Origin of the sequence: Haloarcula vallismortis ATCC 29715, assembly GCF_000337775.1 — an archaeon.
In the GTDB taxonomy this organism is placed as follows: domain Archaea; phylum Halobacteriota; class Halobacteria; order Halobacteriales; family Haloarculaceae; genus Haloarcula; species Haloarcula vallismortis.
The window spans coordinates 254,558-273,082 of record NZ_AOLQ01000069.1 but is presented as its reverse complement, the minus strand read 5'-3'; the positions used below and the strand labels follow the sequence as shown (position 1 = coordinate 273,082).

21 protein-coding genes and 1 tRNA gene are annotated in these 18,525 nt (G+C 62.2%); 16 read left to right on the top strand and 6 right to left on the bottom strand.

Translation table 11 applies throughout. The features are described from left to right. Window positions 1-16: 16 nt before the first annotated feature. From C437_RS18375 to C437_RS18365, 3 genes are all read left to right on the top strand, one after another. Window positions 17-541: a DUF7529 family protein gene (locus C437_RS18375; protein WP_004518511.1), complete on the top strand. Its 525-nt coding sequence runs from the start codon at window positions 17-19 to the stop codon at window positions 539-541. 148 nt (window positions 542-689) lie between these two features. Further along, window positions 690-774 (top strand) — tRNA-Leu (locus C437_RS18370). A 376-nt stretch (window positions 775-1,150) separates the two neighbouring features. Continuing rightward, complete coding sequence (locus tag C437_RS18365) at window positions 1,151-1,663, top strand: DUF5813 family protein (protein ID WP_049919888.1); 513 nt, start codon at window positions 1,151-1,153, stop codon at window positions 1,661-1,663. Between the two features lie 41 nt (window positions 1,664-1,704). Here the strand turns inward: C437_RS18365 and C437_RS18360 are convergent, their stop codons facing one another. Then, the gene (locus tag C437_RS18360) at window positions 1,705-1,935 is read right to left on the bottom strand and encodes an Lrp/AsnC family transcriptional regulator (protein ID WP_004518509.1); all 231 of its coding nucleotides are present in this window, start codon (window positions 1,933-1,935) and stop codon (window positions 1,705-1,707) included. Between the two features lie 2 nt (window positions 1,936-1,937). Next, complete coding sequence (locus tag C437_RS18355; protein ID WP_004518508.1) at window positions 1,938-2,624, bottom strand: potassium channel family protein; 687 nt, start codon at window positions 2,622-2,624, stop codon at window positions 1,938-1,940. Window positions 2,625-2,764: 140 nt separating this feature from the next. Between C437_RS18355 and C437_RS18350 the strand changes: the two genes are divergently transcribed. Both C437_RS18350 and C437_RS18345 read left to right on the top strand, forming a co-directional pair. Then, the gene (locus C437_RS18350) at window positions 2,765-2,995 is read left to right on the top strand and encodes an Lrp/AsnC family transcriptional regulator (protein WP_004518507.1); all 231 of its coding nucleotides are present in this window, start codon (window positions 2,765-2,767) and stop codon (window positions 2,993-2,995) included. A 52-nt stretch (window positions 2,996-3,047) separates the two neighbouring features. Further along, the gene (locus C437_RS18345) at window positions 3,048-3,368 is read left to right on the top strand and encodes a hypothetical protein (protein WP_004518506.1); all 321 of its coding nucleotides are present in this window, start codon (window positions 3,048-3,050) and stop codon (window positions 3,366-3,368) included. Here C437_RS18345 and tmk read toward each other — a convergent pair. Beyond that, a complete protein-coding gene (gene tmk / locus C437_RS18340; RefSeq protein WP_004518505.1) occupies window positions 3,365-3,952 on the bottom strand; it encodes a dTMP kinase in 588 nt (195 codons plus the stop codon). The two genes, C437_RS18345 and tmk, sit on opposite strands and share 4 nt — an antisense overlap. Before the next feature lie 140 nt (window positions 3,953-4,092). Between tmk and C437_RS18335 the strand changes: the two genes are divergently transcribed. The 7 genes from C437_RS18335 (at window position 4,093) to cofG (ending at window position 11,350) form a co-directional block, all read left to right on the top strand. Further along, window positions 4,093-4,992, top strand: a complete 900-nt coding sequence (locus tag C437_RS18335) for a complex I NDUFA9 subunit family protein (RefSeq protein WP_004518504.1) — start codon at window positions 4,093-4,095, stop codon at window positions 4,990-4,992. A gap of 137 nt (window positions 4,993-5,129) precedes the next feature. Beyond that, on the top strand, window positions 5,130-6,311 hold the full coding sequence (locus C437_RS18330; RefSeq protein ID WP_004518503.1) for a tubulin/FtsZ family protein: 1,182 nt from the start codon (window positions 5,130-5,132) through the stop codon (window positions 6,309-6,311). Beyond that, complete coding sequence (locus C437_RS18325) at window positions 6,289-7,065, top strand: hypothetical protein (protein WP_004518502.1); 777 nt, start codon at window positions 6,289-6,291, stop codon at window positions 7,063-7,065. Before C437_RS18330 ends, C437_RS18325 begins: the two co-directional genes overlap by 23 nt. Then, window positions 7,065-7,691 carry a 2-phospho-L-lactate guanylyltransferase gene (gene cofC / locus C437_RS18320; protein WP_004518501.1) on the top strand — a complete coding sequence of 209 codons (627 nt, stop codon included), beginning with the start codon at window positions 7,065-7,067 and terminating at the stop codon, window positions 7,689-7,691. Before C437_RS18325 ends, cofC begins: the two co-directional genes overlap by 1 nt. Before the next feature lie 72 nt (window positions 7,692-7,763). Beyond that, the gene (htr1, locus tag C437_RS18315; RefSeq protein WP_004518500.1) at window positions 7,764-9,350 is read left to right on the top strand and encodes a sensory rhodopsin I transducer Htr1; all 1,587 of its coding nucleotides are present in this window, start codon (window positions 7,764-7,766) and stop codon (window positions 9,348-9,350) included. Then, the gene (gene csr3 / locus C437_RS18310; RefSeq protein ID WP_004518499.1) at window positions 9,350-10,060 is read left to right on the top strand and encodes a bacteriorhodopsin CSR3; all 711 of its coding nucleotides are present in this window, start codon (window positions 9,350-9,352) and stop codon (window positions 10,058-10,060) included. Before htr1 ends, csr3 begins: the two co-directional genes overlap by 1 nt. 183 nt (window positions 10,061-10,243) lie before the next feature. Next, window positions 10,244-11,350: a 7,8-didemethyl-8-hydroxy-5-deazariboflavin synthase subunit CofG gene (cofG, locus tag C437_RS18305; protein ID WP_004518498.1), complete on the top strand. Its 1,107-nt coding sequence runs from the start codon at window positions 10,244-10,246 to the stop codon at window positions 11,348-11,350. Between the two features lie 202 nt (window positions 11,351-11,552). Here cofG and cofH read toward each other — a convergent pair whose 3' ends face one another. Both cofH and C437_RS18295 read right to left on the bottom strand, forming a co-directional pair. Further along, a complete protein-coding gene (gene cofH, locus C437_RS18300; RefSeq protein WP_004518497.1) occupies window positions 11,553-12,905 on the bottom strand; it encodes a 7,8-didemethyl-8-hydroxy-5-deazariboflavin synthase subunit CofH in 1,353 nt (450 codons plus the stop codon). A 100-nt stretch (window positions 12,906-13,005) separates the two neighbouring features. Then, the gene (locus C437_RS18295; RefSeq protein ID WP_004518496.1) at window positions 13,006-14,022 is read right to left on the bottom strand and encodes a sodium:calcium antiporter; all 1,017 of its coding nucleotides are present in this window, start codon (window positions 14,020-14,022) and stop codon (window positions 13,006-13,008) included. An 89-nt stretch (window positions 14,023-14,111) separates the two neighbouring features. On the opposite strand from C437_RS18295, the gene C437_RS18290 reads away from it, so the two are divergent. Next, entirely contained in the window at window positions 14,112-15,146 is a 1,035-nt protein-coding gene (locus C437_RS18290; protein WP_004518495.1) for a phosphoribosylaminoimidazolesuccinocarboxamide synthase, read from the top strand. Window positions 15,147-15,524: 378 nt separating this feature from the next. On the opposite strand, the gene C437_RS18285 is transcribed toward C437_RS18290, so the two are convergent. Next, complete coding sequence (locus tag C437_RS18285) at window positions 15,525-16,508, bottom strand: formyltetrahydrofolate deformylase (protein ID WP_004518494.1); 984 nt, start codon at window positions 16,506-16,508, stop codon at window positions 15,525-15,527. A 120-nt stretch (window positions 16,509-16,628) separates the two neighbouring features. Here C437_RS18285 and C437_RS18280 point away from each other — a divergent pair, with 120 nt between their 5' ends. Genes C437_RS18280 through purS form a run of 3 tightly spaced genes read left to right on the top strand, consistent with a single transcriptional unit; the run spans window position 16,629 to window position 18,475 of the window. Next, complete coding sequence (locus tag C437_RS18280) at window positions 16,629-17,504, top strand: GAF domain-containing protein (protein ID WP_004518493.1); 876 nt, start codon at window positions 16,629-16,631, stop codon at window positions 17,502-17,504. Continuing rightward, the gene (locus C437_RS18275; RefSeq protein WP_004518492.1) at window positions 17,504-18,169 is read left to right on the top strand and encodes a DUF7504 family protein; all 666 of its coding nucleotides are present in this window, start codon (window positions 17,504-17,506) and stop codon (window positions 18,167-18,169) included. The genes C437_RS18280 and C437_RS18275 overlap by 1 nt, the downstream gene beginning before the upstream one ends. Before the next feature lie 51 nt (window positions 18,170-18,220). After that, window positions 18,221-18,475 carry a phosphoribosylformylglycinamidine synthase subunit PurS gene (gene purS, locus C437_RS18270; RefSeq protein ID WP_004518491.1) on the top strand — a complete coding sequence of 85 codons (255 nt, stop codon included), beginning with the start codon at window positions 18,221-18,223 and terminating at the stop codon, window positions 18,473-18,475. The last annotated feature ends 50 nt before the right edge of the window (window positions 18,476-18,525 follow it).

Here is an 18,525-nt window from a genome sequence, read left to right as displayed (position 1 = left end):
GGCGTAACGACAGGATATGGTCAAGACAGGTGGCGAAGGGACAGACGACCTCGAACGGCTTGCTGCCGGTTCGGACGACCGCAAGGCATCGTGGAAACAGACGTTAGAAGAGACACAGGCGCTGGCAGAACAGCGACGCACCAACGGCCGCGAGGCAGTCGTCGTCCCGGCCGGCGATGCGGGTCTCCAGACAGTCGACGACGGTGACGGACTCGAACTCGTGTTCGTCATTCCGGGCAACAAGGCCGAAGACGTGACGCAGCTGGTCGAATCGAACCCCCTCGAAGCGTACGACGTGTACCGGCGGGCAGTCGGGAATCAGGTGTTTCTGGCCGTCGAGTACTTCGACCCCGACGCCGCCTCGCTGTTTATTGCTGGCGCGTACGAACTCCAAGATGCCGGGAATGCGGTTAGCGCTGCGAACGACGGTGCGACGTTCCAGACGTTGCTCAGGAAACTGGACGGGACGCCAGTCGCAACGTTCGACCACGCCGACCGGACGAAGTTCCTTCCGACCGACAGACTCCCAGTCGAGGAGTAGAGATTGGTGTCGGAGGCAGTGACAGCCAGACCGGTGGGTCACGGTCGCTATCGACCCTCACCGGCCAGACTGTGACAAGACACGATGGCCCCACTCACAGTCCAAGACCGAAAGGACCATTCACTAGCCCCCGCAGAGTTCAATCTGCGCGAGGGTAGCCAAGCTTGGCCAAAGGCGGTGGGCTTAAGACCCGCTCCCGTAGGGGTCCGTGGGTTCGAATCCCATCCCTCGCATGAAATCGCTCGAACGCTGTGAGAGCGTGTGAACCGTTTTGATGGCGATTCGAACGACGGAAACGCGAGCCCTGCGAGCGTTTGCAGTCGAGTTCGAATCCCATCCCTCGCATTCTGCGACGAGTGAACACGAGAAGCGATGCGAGCGTGGTCGGAGTCGCTGTTCACCGGCCGCTGTGGCTTGTGGTTAGCTGGCCACAGATTCCACATGGTGTACCGCTGCCCGCTCATCTGTGACACACTCGATAGTCCGACGTGGTCTGGGTGTGCGACAGCTGTGTCGGTCACAGATTCGGGTGCGGTACTGACAGATGGTTCGAACAGAGAGGGCCCGGACACGACGCGCTTTTGCACGTCTGTGGCCTATACTGGTGTAATGACTGATGTGCCAGACGACGTTGCCGAAGCGTTCGACCGACACGATGCGCTCGTCCCAGCTGGGGACAGCTACGCTGTCGAGACGACGAACTTCGACGGTCGAGTGGCTGCGACTGCGGGCGAAGAGTGGCGGACGAACTACGAGGTAACGGTCAGAGCGCCATCGCTACAGGCCGCGACAAGCGATGAGGTCGGTGATGCCGTCGTTGACGGCTGGCTTGCGACGCTAGAGCGGCGGCTGGAGGACGCGCCAAAAGCGACCCGGACGGCCGTCGAACTAGACGACTACAGCGTCGTCGAGAACGGTGAGCAAGTCGTGGTCACCTTCGAGTACACGATGGGTGGCGAACGGCAGGCCGCAGACGTCGCCAAGACCTTCGTCGAATACGTCGAGGGGACGTACGTCGAGGGCGTCATTCCCGGCTATGACTACGTCGGTGTCGTAGCTGACCTGCTCAATTCGGCGAGTACCGGTGGTAGCGAAGGCTCTCGTGGCGGGACACCGCTATAGGCGGAGCTGTCCCGTGCGTAGAATAGAGATAGCAGTCTGTCTCAGTCCATCGCGATATAGGTCTGTGTCGTTTCGACGCCCTGAATTTCCTGGATGTGTGTCGCTGCAACATCCTTGACTTCAGCGGGCGTCTCAACGTTTACTTTCGCGATGAAGTCGACGTCACCGGCGACGATGTGTGCCTCGGCGACGCCGTCGACGGCTTCGATATCAGCTTTCAGGCGGTCCGCGTCACCGGTGTGGGCTTTGACCATCACGTAGGCAATAACCATGTTCAGGCACCTCCAAGCGCGGTTGCGCGCTCTGATTCGCCAACCACAATGCTTCGGACATCCGAGAGCGTCTCGAAGTCGGCCAGTATCACGACTCGGTCGCCGGCCTCTAGCGTTTCGTCTGGGTCAGGAATGTCGAGCGGGGCCTCACCTTTCCCGTGGGCCATTAGCCGGGAATCCGACGGCAGCTCCAGTTCCGACAGCGTGTACCCTTCCATCGGCGATTGTCGCTGGATGGTAAACTCTACGAGCTGGAGGTTCTGTGCGATGTCGGCGACTGCGCGGATGTTCCCGCCCAGCAACGCGTTCTTCGCGGCGATAGCGCCCAGCCGTTCGGGGTAGATTACCTCGTCAACGTCGGAGGCGTAGCGTCGGTAGATCTCTTCGCGGTAGTCCTCGTCGATGCGCATGACGGTTCGACAGCCGTGTTCCTTGGCGATCATACAGGCGACGAAGTTGTCGTTTAAGTCGCCGGTGAGCGCGCCGACCGCGTCGGCGGCTTCGAGATCAGCGTTGCCGAGCGTCTCCTCGATAGCGCCATCGCCCGCAATCACCTCGAAGCCGGCCGTTCGCGCGCGCTCAACTGCGTTCTCATCGCGCTCAATGAGGACAACTTCGTGGCCACTCTCTTGCAGGACGCGAGCCGTCCGCAGTCCGACACGACCTGCACCCACGATAACGAATCGCATACACACCCCTATGAGGCGGGGGTGAATAAAAGTACCCACCCGGTGGAACCACCGGACGCCTTGACCACGTTATCAAACAATACAGCCGTTGTTTTTCCCTGACGGAACCTTTTTCGTGCCATGACACGACACACCATAGTATGGTCAGCGCGTTCATTATGATCAAGACGGCTGCCGGCAAATCCGAAGAGCTCCTTGCGGCGGTTCGCGACGCCGAAGGCATCATCGAAGCACACATCGTCGCCGGGCAGTACGACATCATCGCCGAAGTGACAGGCACGGAAGTGTACGACATAATGCAGTCGGTCTCGGGCCACATCCGAGATCTCAACGGCGTCGACGATACGCGCACATACATCTGTCTGGAGTGAGCACCCCGCGGTGTTCCGACACCGCAAAGGGACTTGCCGCCCTACGGCGAACATGGTCAGTGTCGCCGGTATTATCGGCCTGCTCGTCATCGTGCTGGTCAACAGTGCTGTGACGGCGCTCATGACGCGCTTTTTCCGCGTCCGCTTACACACCCGGTGGGGGAGTCTCGTCTACTCGCTGCTCCTCTGTCCGGTCGTCATGGTCGTCATCCTGCTGGTGTTGAGTGGCGTGTTCAGTCTCGGTGCGAACCTCGGGAGTCAGACGGCAGTCCTCCTCGTAACTGTCGTTATTCCGCTCGCTACCGGGATGACGTTCGATTACTTCTGGATGCCTGCCCCCGACGAAGTCGAACTGCCGGCATCGATGGACTAATCGAGGATCGCTGCTCGGACCCGTTCGTACACAGTGTCCGGATCAGCGGTTGCGTCAACGCGAACGAACCGCTCCGGGTCGGCTTCGATGAGTCGCTCGTAATTGTCACGGACTGATGCGAGGTAGTCGGCGGTCTCGAACTTGTTCGTCGCGCCGCTTCGCTGTGCGGCGGTTTCTGGATCGAGATCGAGATACACAGTCCGGTCCGGCGGCCGGGTCCAGGGGGCGTGGACCTCGCGGACGTACGACAGCGGGTCGTCGAAGGTCGTACTCGCTTCGAGTGTCGCGCCCTGATAGGCGTACCGCGAGTCGCTGTAGCGGTCAGAGACGACCAGTCGGTCCTCACTGAGTGCCGGTCGGACCGTGTCCGAGAGGTGCGCGGCGTGGTCAGCCGTGTAGAGGAATAGTTCGGCCAGCGAGTCCGCGTCGTCGTCGTCGATAGAGCGCTGGACGGCGTCCCCGTACCAGGTATCGGTCGGTTCGTGCGTGAACACGGCCTCGTCGGGAACCGCGTCGTCGCTCCGGAGCCGTTCCCACACCGTCGTCTTGCCGCTCCCATCCAGTCCTTCAAGCGTGACGAGCATACCTCACAATCTGTGTGGGGGGACGTAAGCGCCCCGACCTGAACAGTGTATATGTATACTGACACAAGTGACCAGACTGCGGGCCTGTCGACCAGAGAGATACGCCCACCTTTACGTTTCTACCTACTGTATTGTCGTCCATGGATGTACTTGTCGTCGGCGGGACTGGATTCATCGGACAACACCTGTGCCGTGAACTTGACGAGCGAGGACACACCGTCACTGCGCTGTCCCGGTCACCGGACGACGCGACGTTACCAGACGGCGTCGAAACCGTCTCCGGGGATGTCACAGACTACGGGAGTATCGAGAGCGCGTTTGAAGATCAGGACGTGGTGTATTATCTGGTCGCACTGTCGCCGCTGTTCAAGCCGGACGGCGGCGACACGATGCACGAGCGTATTCATCTCGGCGGGACCGAAAACAGCGTTCAGGCCGCAGAGGAGCACGGCGTCGACCGGTTCGTCCAGCTGAGTGCACTAGGTGCGGACCCCAACGGTGACACGCACTACATCCGGTCGAAGGGGGAAGCCGAGCGGGTCGTTACGGAGTCCTCGCTGGACTGGACTATCTTCCGGCCGTCGGTCGTCTTCGGCGAGGGCGGGGAGTTCGTCTCCTTCACGAAGCGACTCAAGGGGATGTTCGCGCCCGGCGTCCCGCTGTATCCGCTCCCCGGCGGCGGCAGACAGACGAAGTTCCAACCCATCTGGGTCGGTGACCTCGTGCCAATGCTCGTCGACAGTATCGAATCCGAGGAACACGTCGGCGAGACCTACGAGGTCGGTGGGCCCGACGTACTGACGCTCAGAGACGTGACCAATCAGGTGTACGATGCCGAGGGGGCGTCAGTTAGCATCGTTCCCCTTCCGATGCCACTAGCGAAGGTCGGGCTCTCTGTTCTGGGGGGTGTCGGGTTCCCGATGGGTCCCGACCAGTATCGGTCACTCAAGTTCGATAACACGCCGGCGACGAACGATATCGACGCCTTCGGCGTTAGTAGCGGGTCTTTAACGACGCTCAGCGGGTACCTCCGCGGATAAACGCCGGAAGTAGCCGCCCCCTAAATTGGGTTGTGTTAGATAGTATTGATTTTCAATCCTGGCTTTCAGGGCTGAGAGCCGGGCAAAACACTTATACTCGCCATCGCTCTTTGACCGTTTAAGCGGAGAACCATATAATGAAACTGGCGATGATCGGCTTCGGGCAGGCCGGTGGCAAAATTGTGGACAAATTCCTCGAGTACGACAAGGAAACCGGCTCGGGAATCGTCCGCTCGGCTGTTGCAGTCAATACAGCAAAAGCAGACCTGCTTGGGCTAGAACACATTCCGGAAGAACAACGAGTGCTCATCGGCCAGGCCCGCGTCAAGGGCCACGGCGTGGGCGCGGACAACGAACTCGGCGCGGAAATCGCCGAAGAGGACATCGACGAGGTACAGGGTGCGATCGACAACATCCCTGTCCACGAAGTCGACGCTTTCCTTATCGTCGCCGGTCTCGGCGGCGGAACGGGGTCGGGCGGCTCGCCGGTCGTCGCGAAACACCTCAAGCGCATCTACACCGAACCGGTGTACGGCCTGGGCGTCCTGCCGGGCAGCGACGAGGGTGGCATTTACACCCTCAACGCCGCTCGCTCGTTCCAGACGTTCGTGCGCGAGGTGGACAACCTCATGGTGTTCGACAACGACGCCTGGCGACAGACCGGCGAGTCCGTCGAGGGCGGCTACGACCACATCAACGAGGAAATCGTCCGGCGCTTCGGCGTGCTGTTCGGGGCCGGTGAGATCGAGGCCGGCGACAACGTCGCCGAGAGCGTCGTCGATTCCTCGGAGATCATCAACACGCTTGACGGCGGCGGCGTCTCCACCGTCGGCTACGCCTCCGAGGATGTCGAAGTATCCTCGGGCGGGGGCGGCCTGCTCTCGCGGTTCAAGGGCGACGACTCCTCCGACGACGGGATGGATACGGCCAACACGACGAACCGTATCACGTCGCTCGTCCGGAAAGCCGCGCTCGGGCGGCTGACGCTCCCCTGTGAGATCGAAGGCGCGGAGCGCGCGCTCCTCGTGATGGCCGGCCCGCCGGAGCATCTGAACCGGAAGGGCATAGAGCGCGGCCGGAAGTGGCTCGAGGAGCAGACTGGTTCGATGGAGGTCCGCGGTGGCGACTATCCGACCAACGCCCCGAAGGTGGCTGCATCCATCCTGCTGGCTGGCGTCCACAACGTTCCGCGAATCAAGGAACTCCAGCAGGTCGCCATCGAGGCCCAGGACAACATCGACGATATCCGTAACCAAAGCGAAGATAACTTAGAGGACTTGGTCGAAGACGACGAAGATGAACTTGATCCGCTGTTCTAACAAGACCGCCGCACTCCTCTGTGTTGTCGCCTTGCTCGCGACTGCCGGCACAGCGAGTGCGTTCTCTGTCTCTGCCGATGGAGTCCCGACCGAGACGGCCGTTGAGGAAGAGGTGTCGGTGACGTACACGATTGACGACCCGTTCACCGACGCGCCAAACGAGTGGACGCTCGCCGGCTCGACCGAACTCCAGGACGTTAGCTGGACAGTTACTGTACTGCGTGCGGGCAGCCAGGTGAGCCAAGAAACCTACGGCGACCAGTCCTTCGAACAGGATCTGGAGATCGATAACAACGGTGACCAGGTCCGCGTCGAACTCGTCGGCACGACGCCGGCCATCTCGAATTACACGTACGACCCGGCACAGAACTATCAGGTCGCCTCGCTCAGCCGAATCAGCGGCAACAACGAGGACGAGTTCCGCAACGACACCGCCCACCACTACACTGAAGAGAGCCAGTCAGCAAGACAGGCAATTGACGACGCACAGGCTGCAATCGACGCGGCCGGTGGAAACGAAAAAGCCGAGGAACTGGTCAGTAGCGCCATCTCCTCGTACGAAAACGGAAACTTCCAGAACGCCCAAGACCTCGCCGAACAGGCTGAGAATCAGGCACAGCAGGCCCAGCAGAGCGCACAGACCCAGCGAACGCTCTTGCTGGTCGGGGGCGGACTCGTCGTCCTTCTGTTACTGGTCGGTGGCGGCTACTACGCGTACACGCAGATGAGTGAGGACGAGTACTCCAAGCTGTAATGCGCCTCGTCGTCCCCGTCTCGGGGTCTGCCCCGAAAACGCGACTTGCGTCCGTTCTGTCTCCAGCCGAGCGCCGTGATTTTACCGAAGCGATGCTTTCAGATGTCGTCGACGCAGTGACAGCGGCGGGCTACGAGCCAGAGGTGATTTCGACAGCACCGCTCGACTGTGCCGTGCCGGTCACCGTCGACGACCGCGGACTCGACGCGCTCATCAACGACTTGCTCGCGTCGACAGTGACTGACGGCGAACGGGCACTTGCTGTTGTGATGGCCGACCTCCCGCTCGTGACTCGCGAGAGCATCGAGCAATTGCTCGCTCCCGGGGCCGACGTGGTGCTGGCCCCGGGCCTGGGCGGCGGGACGAACGCCTTCGTCTGTCGGCACCCCGATTTCAGGGTCGATTACCACGGCGCGTCTATCCGTGACCATCGGGAGGCTGCCCGAGACGTGGGAGCCAGCGTTACCGAGGTTGATTCGCGACGGCTCGCGACCGACATCGACGAACCGGGTGACCTCGCTGAAGTGCTGTTGCACAGCGACGGCGCGGCCGCGGACTGGCTCGAACAGTCGGGGTTCGAGCTGACAGCGGCCGGTGGGCGGGTCGACGCGCAGCGGTCCCGGTAGCTTGAGCCGCCAGAGTATCAATACTGATACTCCAGAGTTCACATTTAGGTAGTTTCAGACTACTATCCGTATGTGACTGTTTCTAGTGTCAAGCAGAGCTATGGGGCCAAGCTCGGTGTCGGGTACATCGCGACAGCGGCCCTGCTTGTTACTGTCGGCGTGGTAACACAGGATGTCGCATCGACAGTCGTCGCCGGCATCGCCGGCTTACTGACGCTCGGCTCGATCAACGCAGCCGAAACGGTTGCGAGCATCACCGAGTTATCAGCACAGACACAGCGGGTCGCAGACGGGGACCTCGACACCGAAATCGCCTCGACGCGGACCGACGAGTTCGGGGCTCTTGCTGACTCCATCGAACGGATGCGCGTATCCTTGCGTGATCGACTGTCAGAGATGGAGGCTGCGAGGGCAGACCTTGAACAGGCACAGATTGACGCGAACGAGGCACAAGCCGAAGCAGAGGCCGCTGAAGAGGAAGCAAGAGAACTCGCCACAGCCTATCAGGAAATTGCAACAGCGTACGGGACAGTCATGGCGGACGCCGCAGACGGCGACCTCACTCAGCGTGTCGATGTGGCCACCGAGTACGAGGCTATGGAAACCGTCGGCCAGTCGTTCAACAGGATGATGGACGAGCTACAGGAGACAATTGAGACGGTGACTGCCGTTTCGGGGCGTATTACGACCGAAACCGACGAAATTACCGAAACAAGTCAGCAAGTCCAGCAGGAGGTAGACGCGGCTGTCGAAACGGTTGCCGATATCCAGACGCAAGCAACCGACCAACAGACAAAACTCGAATCAGCGGCAGTCGATATTCAGGACGTGAGCGCGTCAGCAGAGGAAATCGCCGCGACCATTGACAACCTCGCCGACCGGAGCCGTGAGGTCGAGGAGGCCAGTAGCGACGCTCGGACAGCCTCGGAAACAGCCCTGACGGAGATGGACCAGATACAGGCTGATGCTGCTGAAGCTGTCACACAGGTCGAGACCCTCCGGGAGCGAATGGCTGAAATAACGGACATCGCGGATATCATCTCTGAGATCGCAGAGCAGACGAACATGCTGGCGCTGAATGCTTCGATAGAGGCCGCTCGCGCTGGTGGACAGGGCAGCGGCGCGGACGGGAACGGATTTAGCGTCGTTGCAGACGAAGTCAAGTCACTTGCTGAAGAGACACAATCACGGGCCGACGAGATAGCAACGGTCATCGCTGAGGTGTCTGAGCAGACAGAAGAGGTGACAGCCTCAATACAGGCGACGGAAACGCGAGTCGAAACTGGTACTGAAACCGTTGAGTCAGCCCTGTCGGAAATTGCGACAATCGCGGAGGCCGTCGACGACATCTCGGCATCTATCGAGGAGATGCGACAGACCACCTCGGAGCAGGCTGATACCGTGCAAGCGACGGCCGACTCGATAGAGGTTGTCACTGAAGCAAGCGCGGAGACAGCGACTACTGCGGAAGAAATGTCGACACAGATTCGTCGGCAGCGGGACGTCGTCAAGTCGATTTCCGACTCACTCGATTCCTTCCGCGAAACCGCGGTTGACGACCTCGAATCCCGGGTGCGGCTGTTTACTGTCGACGCAGATACCACAGCGGCGAGCCACAGACGCGTCGCAGGGTCGCCGTCAGTTGGGGGTGACGACTGATGGACGCCGTTGCAGTCGTGTACGGCATAACCGCTGCGGGCTTTGCGGTCGGTGTCGCTATCGTCGGGTACCTCTATGCGTCACTTGAGGGGTCCGAGGAGCGGTCGATTCTGGCGGCGTTGGCGCTTATACCTGGGTTTGCAGGTATTTCATACGTTGCGATGGCGTTCGGTATTGGCACCGTAACCATTGGTGAGACGACGCTTGTTGGGTTCCGATATCTTGACTGGGTGGTGACGACGCCGCTGCTTGTCGGGTTTGTTGGGTATGCAGCCGGCGCGTCGCGACGCGCGATTTTCGGGGTCATGGTGGCGGACGCCCTGATGATACTTACCGGCGTTGGGGCGGTTGTCGCTGATGGGACATTGAAATGGGTGCTGTTCGGAGTCTCGACAGTCTTCCACGTCTCACTGTTTGCCTACCTGTACCTCGTCTTCCCCCGTTCGGTTCCGGACGACCCACAGCGTATCGGCCTGTTTAGCCTCCTCAAGAACCATATCGGACTACTGTGGATTGCGTATCCGCTCGTCTGGCTTGCTGGCCCCGAGGGACTTGGACTCGCGACCTACGTCGGTGTCAGCATCACCTACGCGTTCCTCGACCTGCTGGCGAAGGTCCCCTACGTGTACTTCTTCTACGCCCGGCGGCAGGTGTTTGCCACGAAACTGTTGCGGGATTCGGGCGAGGTCACAGCAACGCCGGCGGACTGAGTGCGGCCACCGGGGTCTCGTCAATCTCGTGGCACTTCGGGATGGGTAACGGTTCACCGATGGCCGGCGTGTGGCGACACACTGATTCTGTTAGCATGTGGCCGTGTCGATCGTCTACAACTACTGTCACAGGCCATCACACACGACTGAAACTTTTTATCCGTGGGGTGCAGAGCCCGGGACGTGATATCCGGCACGGACGCGTACGACATCGCCATCGACATTTCGGACGACGACGTCGAGCGCCTGCTGTCGGTGATGCCCGAGGATGTCGAGTCGGCGTCAGCGCTGTCCTACTGCCGGAACGTGTTCCTGCCGCTGACGACCGCGTGCCGATACACCTGCACGTACTGCACGTACTACGACCCGCCGGGGCAGGCGGAGCTGATGGACCGCGAAGAAATCCGGGAGACGTGTCGGCGGGGGGCCGAGGCCGGCTGCACCGAGGCGCTGTTCACCTTCGGCGACGACCCGGACGAGCGCTACACCGCCGTCCACGACCAGCTCGCCGAGTGGGGCCACGACTCCATCCACGAGTACCTCCGGGAAGCCTGTGAAATCGCGCTCGAAGAGGGGTTGCTCCCACACGCCAACCCAGGCGACCAGACGCGCGAGCAGATGGCCCACGTCGCCGACCTGAACGCCTCGATGGGCGTCATGCTGGAGACGACCACCGAGGTGCAGGCCCACGGCGGCCCGCGGTCGAAGAACCCCGGTCAACGGCTCAACACGCTCCGCGTGGCCGGCGAACTCGGTGTCCCGTTCACGACGGGCATCCTCGTCGGTATCGGCGAGGACTGGCACCACCGCGCCGAGAGCCTGCTCGCCATCCGTGAAATGCACGAGCGGTACGGTCACATTCAGGAGGTTATCGTCCAGCCCGTCGTCAAGAACGAGCGCTGGCAGGGCGACTCTCCCGATCTGGCGACGATGCGCCGGGTAACGGCGATGGCCCGCGCGGCGCTCCCCGAGGCGGTGTCCGTCCAGGTCCCCCCGAATCTCGCGCCCGCCCGGGATCTGACCGATTGTGGCATCGACGACCTGGGCGGCGTCTCACCGGTCACGGTCGACCACATCAACCCCGAGTACGAGTGGCCCGCGCTACAGGAACTGACGGCCGTCGCCGAGGCCGCCGAGGTGCCACTGACGGAGCGGCTACCGGTCTACGACCGGTTCGTTGGTGACGGCTGGCTTTCGAAACCCATCGAAGCGGCCATCGGGGCCGATACCGACGCCGGGGAACGGTTCCGGTCGATACTGGACCGTGGCGTGAATCCGGTAGCCCGCTGAGACTGTCTGTCGGTTTCTTCGCGTGAACAGCCGTCACGGCCAGAGGAAACACCGGACACCAATCACCTAGTCGTCTAGGCTATAGTTACAGGTACACTGGCGCACCAATACATATCATGCCTGGGCGTGCCTCTGACAGCAGCTCCAGGCAGCATACTCTACCGCGGCGACCACGGCCAGTGCCCAGCCGTGGTCCACTGATTTACTCGAGTAATGGCGTTCCGTCAGCTCGCGGTCCGAGTTGCGGGCCGAGCACGTCGGCGTCGGGGTCGATGATGCGACGCTGTTCGTAGTCCGTCGACCGCTCAACGGGCGTCCGCCCGATCGCGGTGACCATGTCGGCGTACTCCTGAAACGACCGGAACTCGCCGTAGTCGCCGCCGGCGCGCTTGGTGATCTCTTCCGAGAGGATGGTCCCCATAAAGTCGTCCGCGCCGCAGGTAAGCATCTTCAGTCCCTGTGTGTCGCCGTATTTGACCCACGAAGCCTGGATGTGGTCGACGTTGTCGAGGAAGAGCCGTGAGACGGCGATCAGCAGTTCGTCCTCGTCGACCGTCGCACCGCCATCGACCATGCCACGCTCGTACAGCGGCGTCTCCTCGTGAACGAACGAGAGCGGGACAAACTCCGTAATCGCGCCGGTCCGGTCCTGCAGGTCCCGGATGCGCTGCAGGTGCAGCGCGCGGTGGCGCTCGTTCTCGACGTGGCCGTACATCATCGTCGAAGTCATGTCGAGACCGACCGACGCGGCCGCCTCCATCGCTTCGAGCCACTCGTCAGTGCCGATCTTGCCCGGGCAGATGACGTCCCGGACCTCGTCGACGAGGATCTCCGCGGCCGTTCCGGGGACGCTGTCGAGGCCGGCGTCTTTCAGTCGGCCGAACACCTCTTCGTAAGACCAGTCGGTGCCGCGCCGGGCGTGGTAGGCCTCCTCCGGCGTCATCGAATGGAGGTGGACGTCGCCGACGTTCATCGCGCTGAGCTGTTCGCAGTAGGTAGCCGGGTCTTTCTCGTACTCGTCGGGCGAACGGTAGTTCAGGTCGCCGCGGTCGCTGGCCTCCAGTATCTCGCGGTGTTCGTCGTCCAGCGCGAGCGCGGGGTGGAGTCCGGAGACGGAACAGACCTCGTAGATGCCGCGGTCGAGGGCGTCCCGGACGATTTCGCGGGATTCGCTCGGCGTCTTCGTGAAGCCGCCGTGGTCCTCCTGATAGTCGCTGCGGAACTGCTCGGAGCGGTCCTTGAAGTTACAGAACAGACAGCCCGTGTTACAGGCCGTTGTGACGTTGTTGTTGAGGTTCGCGACGAAGGTGACCTCGTCGCCGACGACCTCGGCCCGGCGTCGGTCGGCTGCTTCGAGGACCTGCTCTTTCCGGAAGTGGTCGATGCCGTCCCGGTCGGTACCCGTCGTGAAGAGTTCGACTGCGTCGTCGACCGTCAGTCGCGTCCCGTTTCTCGCCTTGGCGAGTGCGTTCTCGAACGACTGGTCAGTCGTCGGACGGTGCTCGAACTCGAATGAGCCGTCCGGAGTACCGACGGTCTCTGGGACGTCCGGCATTGCTGGACAGGAGGGAAAGAACGGTCAAAAACGTATGGGTACGCACATGGCTCACAAGGCCGACAGGTCAACGTGTTCCGGGGCGCAAGCGAGCGCTGGGTCAGGTCGGTAACACGCCGCCGACCCAGCCTGCAGTCTCGATGATGACCCAGGCGACGAAAGCGCCATAAGCGCCAAGCAGCGCATACGATTCGAGTTCGCTCAGCACGAGGTCAGTCCGGAGGACGGTAAACAGGAGAATCGTCGCCCCGGTCAGGACGCCGAACATCGGCACAGCCATCGCAAAGTCGACAGTCCACGTGCCGGCGATGAGAACGCCAAGCGGGATGGCGACGAGCAGGTCGAAGGTATTCGAGCCGAGAACGTTTGCGAGCGACGTGACCCCGCGGTCGTCGCGGGCTGCTCTGACACTGACGAGCGTGTCGGGGAGGCTCGTCGCCGCCGCGAGAATCGTCACGCCGAGCAGAAACTCCTGTACGCCGGCAGCCCGGCCAATGACGCCGACGGCGTGGACCAGATTCTCCACGGCCACGAGGATAACTGCGAGGCCGAGCAAGAGAAAGAGCCACTGCCGCCCGACTGAGATACTGGCGGTCCAGTCCTCTTCCGGGTCGTGGTCGGCCGTATCCTGGTACTGGATGAAGACGTACAGTGCGTAAAGTGTGAGCGGAATCGCCGCCAGCGGCCGCGTGATGACGCCCGTAAGCGTCGCTTCGCCGGGGTAGTAGATGACCGCAAGCGCCATCGTGATGAGCAGGACCGAGACGGCGAGCATGTAGAACTGCGCCTCCTTGTAGACGAGCGTCCGACTCGATTCGAGTTCGTCGTCGGTGGCGATGCCCGCGACTCCGGGGATAATGAGAATATTGAAAATCGCCGAGCCGACGATTGCGCCGACGCCGAGCGGCATCGACCCGCCAAGCGCCGCGACGACGACGGTCGCGACCTCCGGGAAGCTCGACCCGACAGCGACGATTATCGCACCCTGAACGACATCGGGAAGACCGTAGTACGTCGCGAGCCGTTCGCTCGACGATTCGAGCCAGTCGCTTCCTTTCCAGATCGCGACCGTCGCGGCGACGATGATCGCGACTTCGACCAACAGACTGGAAGCCATCAGACGTTCAGTCGACAGCCCGACGGAAAACGTTGCCTTCCGAGCGCGAGTGAGAAACGTCTTTGTCCCCGGCCCGAAAGGCGGGCACAATGACGAGCGTCAAGGAATTCCGCGTGGAGGAACCGGCGACGGCCGAGGGGCTCGGCCGCGGCGCGTTCGTGTTCACGGACGACTACTCCGTGTTCGACTGGGGCAAGATGCCCGACCAGATTCCCGACAAGGGCGCGTCGCTGTGTACGATGGGCGCGTACAACTTCCAGCTGCTGGAGGAGAACCACGTCCCGACACACTACGAGGGCGTCAGGCTCTCCGACAGCGACGAGGTGCTCGACCTCGGGGAGGCACTGTCGGCCGACGCCGCTCCAGAAGAGATGGTCATCGAACTCACGCAGGTCCCGGACCTGCCCTTCGAGAGCGGAAGCTACGGTTACGATGCCTACCACGGGGCAGCCGACGAAAACTACCTCATTCCACTCGAAATCGTCTTCCGGAACCGCGTCGGCGTCGGGTCGTCGCTTCGTTCCCGGACCGAACCCGCCGACCACGGCCTCGACTACGACACCTGGCCAGATGAAGTCGTTGACCTCGAGCAGCCCATCGTCGAGTTCTCGACGAAATACGAGGAGCAGGACCGCTATCTCGACCGCGAGGCAGCCGACCGCATCGCCGGGACGGCTGACATCGGTCGGCTGGAGGAACTGGCCCGCGCGGTCAACCACATCGTCACTCAACAGGCCGCCGAGGCCGACCTGGTCCACGAGGACGGGAAAATCGAGTGCCTGTACTACGACGGAGAGATTCGCGTGGCCGACGTGGTCGGTACGTTCGACGAGAACCGCTTCTCCTACGGGGGCCAGCAGGTCTCGAAGGAGGTCATCCGCCAGTACCACAAGCGCACACAGCCCGAGTGGGTAGAGGCGGTAAGTGCGGCCAAACAGCAGGCCGACACAGAGGGCGTCGCCGACTGGAAATCGCTGTGTGCGGAGTCGCCACAGCCGCTTGACGAAGACGTGATTCAGGTTGCGCGGGACCTCTACTGTGCCGGTACGAACGCCTACGTCGGCGGCGACGTGTTCGACGCGCCATCGCTTGACGAGGCTGTCAGCGCCGCTAGCAAACTCTAAGGCTACCGACAGCCGGTACTGGAGCCAGCGTCATAAGCGGCTGTCGTTAGTACCGGAATAGTGCAGTCCCATCATACTCTGGGACATGGTTTTTGTCGTGGCACAGTATCAGTCAGATATGGACGGAGCCGACCGTTTCATGTTCTGGGCGCTTGTCCTGCTGTTCGTCATTATGATTGGTGGGACAGTGCTGGCGGTGTTCGGCAGATAGGTCAGACAGACACCCGTGCCAGCGACCAGTACCTAGCCTGTCTTGTGGCACGCGGGCGGTGCCATGTTGTGCTGGCATACCCGTTCGCCACCGCATGACAGCGTTGGTACTGCCGCGAATCGAGACCCGTCTCTCAGAAAGGCGACAAGAGCGGGGATAAAAACCTCTCAGTCGTCAGCTTCGATTTCGCCGTCGTCCTCAGCGACGAACTCGCCGAGGCCGTCGATGGGACGGTCGGGATTCAGCTGGTCGAGTTTCTCTGGCGCGCCGAGCTGGGCCGAGGTCTCCTCGGGGTCCCGCAGTTTCGTCCGGCCGCGGTGGACGTTCACTTCGTCGTTGAGATGGAGCTTGATGGCCTCGATGAGCGCTTCGGCTTCCAGCGGCTGGCCGATCTGCTGGAGTTCTTCCTCGGTGGCGTCGTCCGGGACGTTGAACGCCCGCTGGGTGATAATCGGCCCTTGGTCCAGATCTGTCGTCACGTAGTGGGCGGTGACACCGGCAATACGGACGCCCTCCTCGATAGCCTGCATGTACGCCGACGCACCGGGGAAGGCGGGCAGCAGGCTCGGGTGGACGTTGATGATGCGGCTCTCGTAGCGGAAGACGACATCCGGCGAGAGGATACGCATGTACCGGGCCAGCGCGATGAGGTCAGCGTCGTACTGTGCGAGCAAGTCGAGCAGTTGGTCCTCGTCCGGCGTCCCCTTCTCGTCGCCGATGTCGTGGAACGGGACATCGTATTTGGCCGCCAGCGGTTCGAGGTCGTCGTGGTTCCCGATGACCACCTCGATGTCGGCCCCGAGGTCGCCGTTGGCCCACGCTTCAAACAGCGCTTCCAGACAGTGCGACTCCTTCGTGACGAGGACGGCGATGGTCTGTGTCTCACGGTCAGACGGGAACCGGACCTGTACGTCGACGCCGAGTTCGTCGCCGAGTTCGGTGAGGTCTTCGCGGAGTTTCGCCTCCGTCGTCACCATCTCGGACGTGTCGACGCGCATGGTCATCCGGAAGACCCCCTCCCGGACGGCCTGGTCGAGGTCCTCGATGTTAATGCTGCGCTCGAACAGGAGCGAAGTCACTTCGGCGATGAGGCCCGTATCGTCCTCACCGACGACCGTAATCTCAGTCAGACCGCGCGTCACGATACCCACCTCCGGACAGCGTCGTGATTCATTTGACCCAGAGTCGGCAGTCCCACGGCAAAAGCCTTCGTTTTCCACCTAGCGCGGGCACCAACGCTTTGTGTATCCATCCGTGTATGTACGGCCGTGATGAGTGATTCGCCGACCGTTCTCTGTGCCCAGCCGGATGCCGACGAGCGGGCGGAGACGGCGGACGTGCTAGCTGATGCTGGACTCAGCGTCGAGGAGGTCGGGTCCATCGATACGCTAGATACGGCACTTGACCGGTCGATTGACTGCGTTGTGACAGCCTTCGATTTCGCGGACGGTGACGGGTTCGACGTGGTCGATGCGGTCCGTGAGGTGAACCCGGACTGCGTGGTGATCCTCTTTACCGAACACGCGCCCTCGGACCTCCCTCGCGGCGGCCCCGAACAGGTCGTCGAATACGTGCCACGGACGGTTCCGGAGTCCCGGGAGCGACTTGCGGATGTCGCCGCCATGGCTGCCGCCGAGGTGACGCAGGCGGCCTATCCAGTTCCAGAAACCGAGGCTGAGCGACTGGCCGCCGTCCAGCAATACGACGTCGACCGACTGGCAGCAATCGACACGTTCGACCGGCTGACGGCACTCATGACCAGCCACTTCGACATCGACGTGGCCTTCGTCGGCCTCATGGACGAACACGAGGAGCGGTTTCTGGCGTGTGAAGGGGCCAACTGGCGGACGCTCTCCCGCGAGGACACCATCTGCACCCACACGATTCTCTCGGACGAGACGATGGTCGTCGAGGACACTCACGAGGACCCACGTTTCGCCAACGTCGATGCGCTGAAACGACTCGACATCAGGTCCTACGCGGGCGTCAGACTCACCGACGAAGCGGGAAACGCAATCGGTGCAGTCTGTTGTACCGACGGCGAGCCACGGCGCTATACACAGGCGGAACTGGACGACCTTCGGCGGTTCGCTGACGAGGTCGAGGAACAACTGCTGTTGCGGCGACGACTTCAGGAGGAGCCCTGATGTCACAGCGACAGGACGACCGATACAGGTTCGACGGACTGCCGCTGAATCCGGTCGACTTGGGGACGAGTCTGCTCGTGACCGGCCCAGTTCTGAGCGGCGCACGAGAGATGGGACTGCGGTTGCTCTGTAGCCCCGACATCGACGGCGGGACCGTCCTCGTCTCGACGGACAGCGATGCTACAACGATGCTAGAGGACTTCGAGCGGTACGGCGGCGTGCTCGACCGTGACCGGGTGCGCGTCATCGACTGCGCACAGGAGAGCAGCGGTCTGCAGGACGACAGCGTGTCTACGGTCAGTACGCCGGCGGACCTGACCGGCATCGGTATCGAGTACTCCGGCCACTACGAATCGACATACGCGAACGGCTACACGCGGGTTCGGACGGGTATCATCACGCTGACGCCGCTACTCGTCTACAGCGACGACGTTCGTGCAGTGTATCGGTTCCTCAACACCATCACCGGCCGAATCGGAACCGCCGACGGCCTCGGCGTCTGCGTGCTCGACCCAGACGCCCACGAGGAGCAGGTCGTCGAGAGCGTGGCACAGTTCTTCGACGGCCGGGTCGACGTTCGTGCCGACGCAGGCGACCTCGACCTCCGAGTCAAAGGGCTGCGCGACCAGCCGACCGAGTGGACGCCGGTCAGCGCCGGGACGTGACCTGCCGGGAGAACACAAGCGTTTTCTCCGCTGCCCGCTCGCTTGCCAGTAATGACTGCCTTTACCGCGACCGTCACCGTCCGGCTCAAGCGGGGCGTTCTCGACCCCGAGGCTGAGACGACACAGCGCTCTCTGGAACGCCTCGGCTTCGACCTGAACGACCTCCGCTCGGCGGACGTGTTCGAACTGGACCTCGACGCCGACAGCGCCGACGACGCGGCCGAACGCGCCGAGGAGATGGCCGAGCGGCTACTGGCGAACCCCACCATCCACGATTACGACATCGAGGTGACCGAAGCAGAATGACCATCGCCTCGAAACTGACGGCGATGCTCTGTTCTCACACGGGGTGGTCA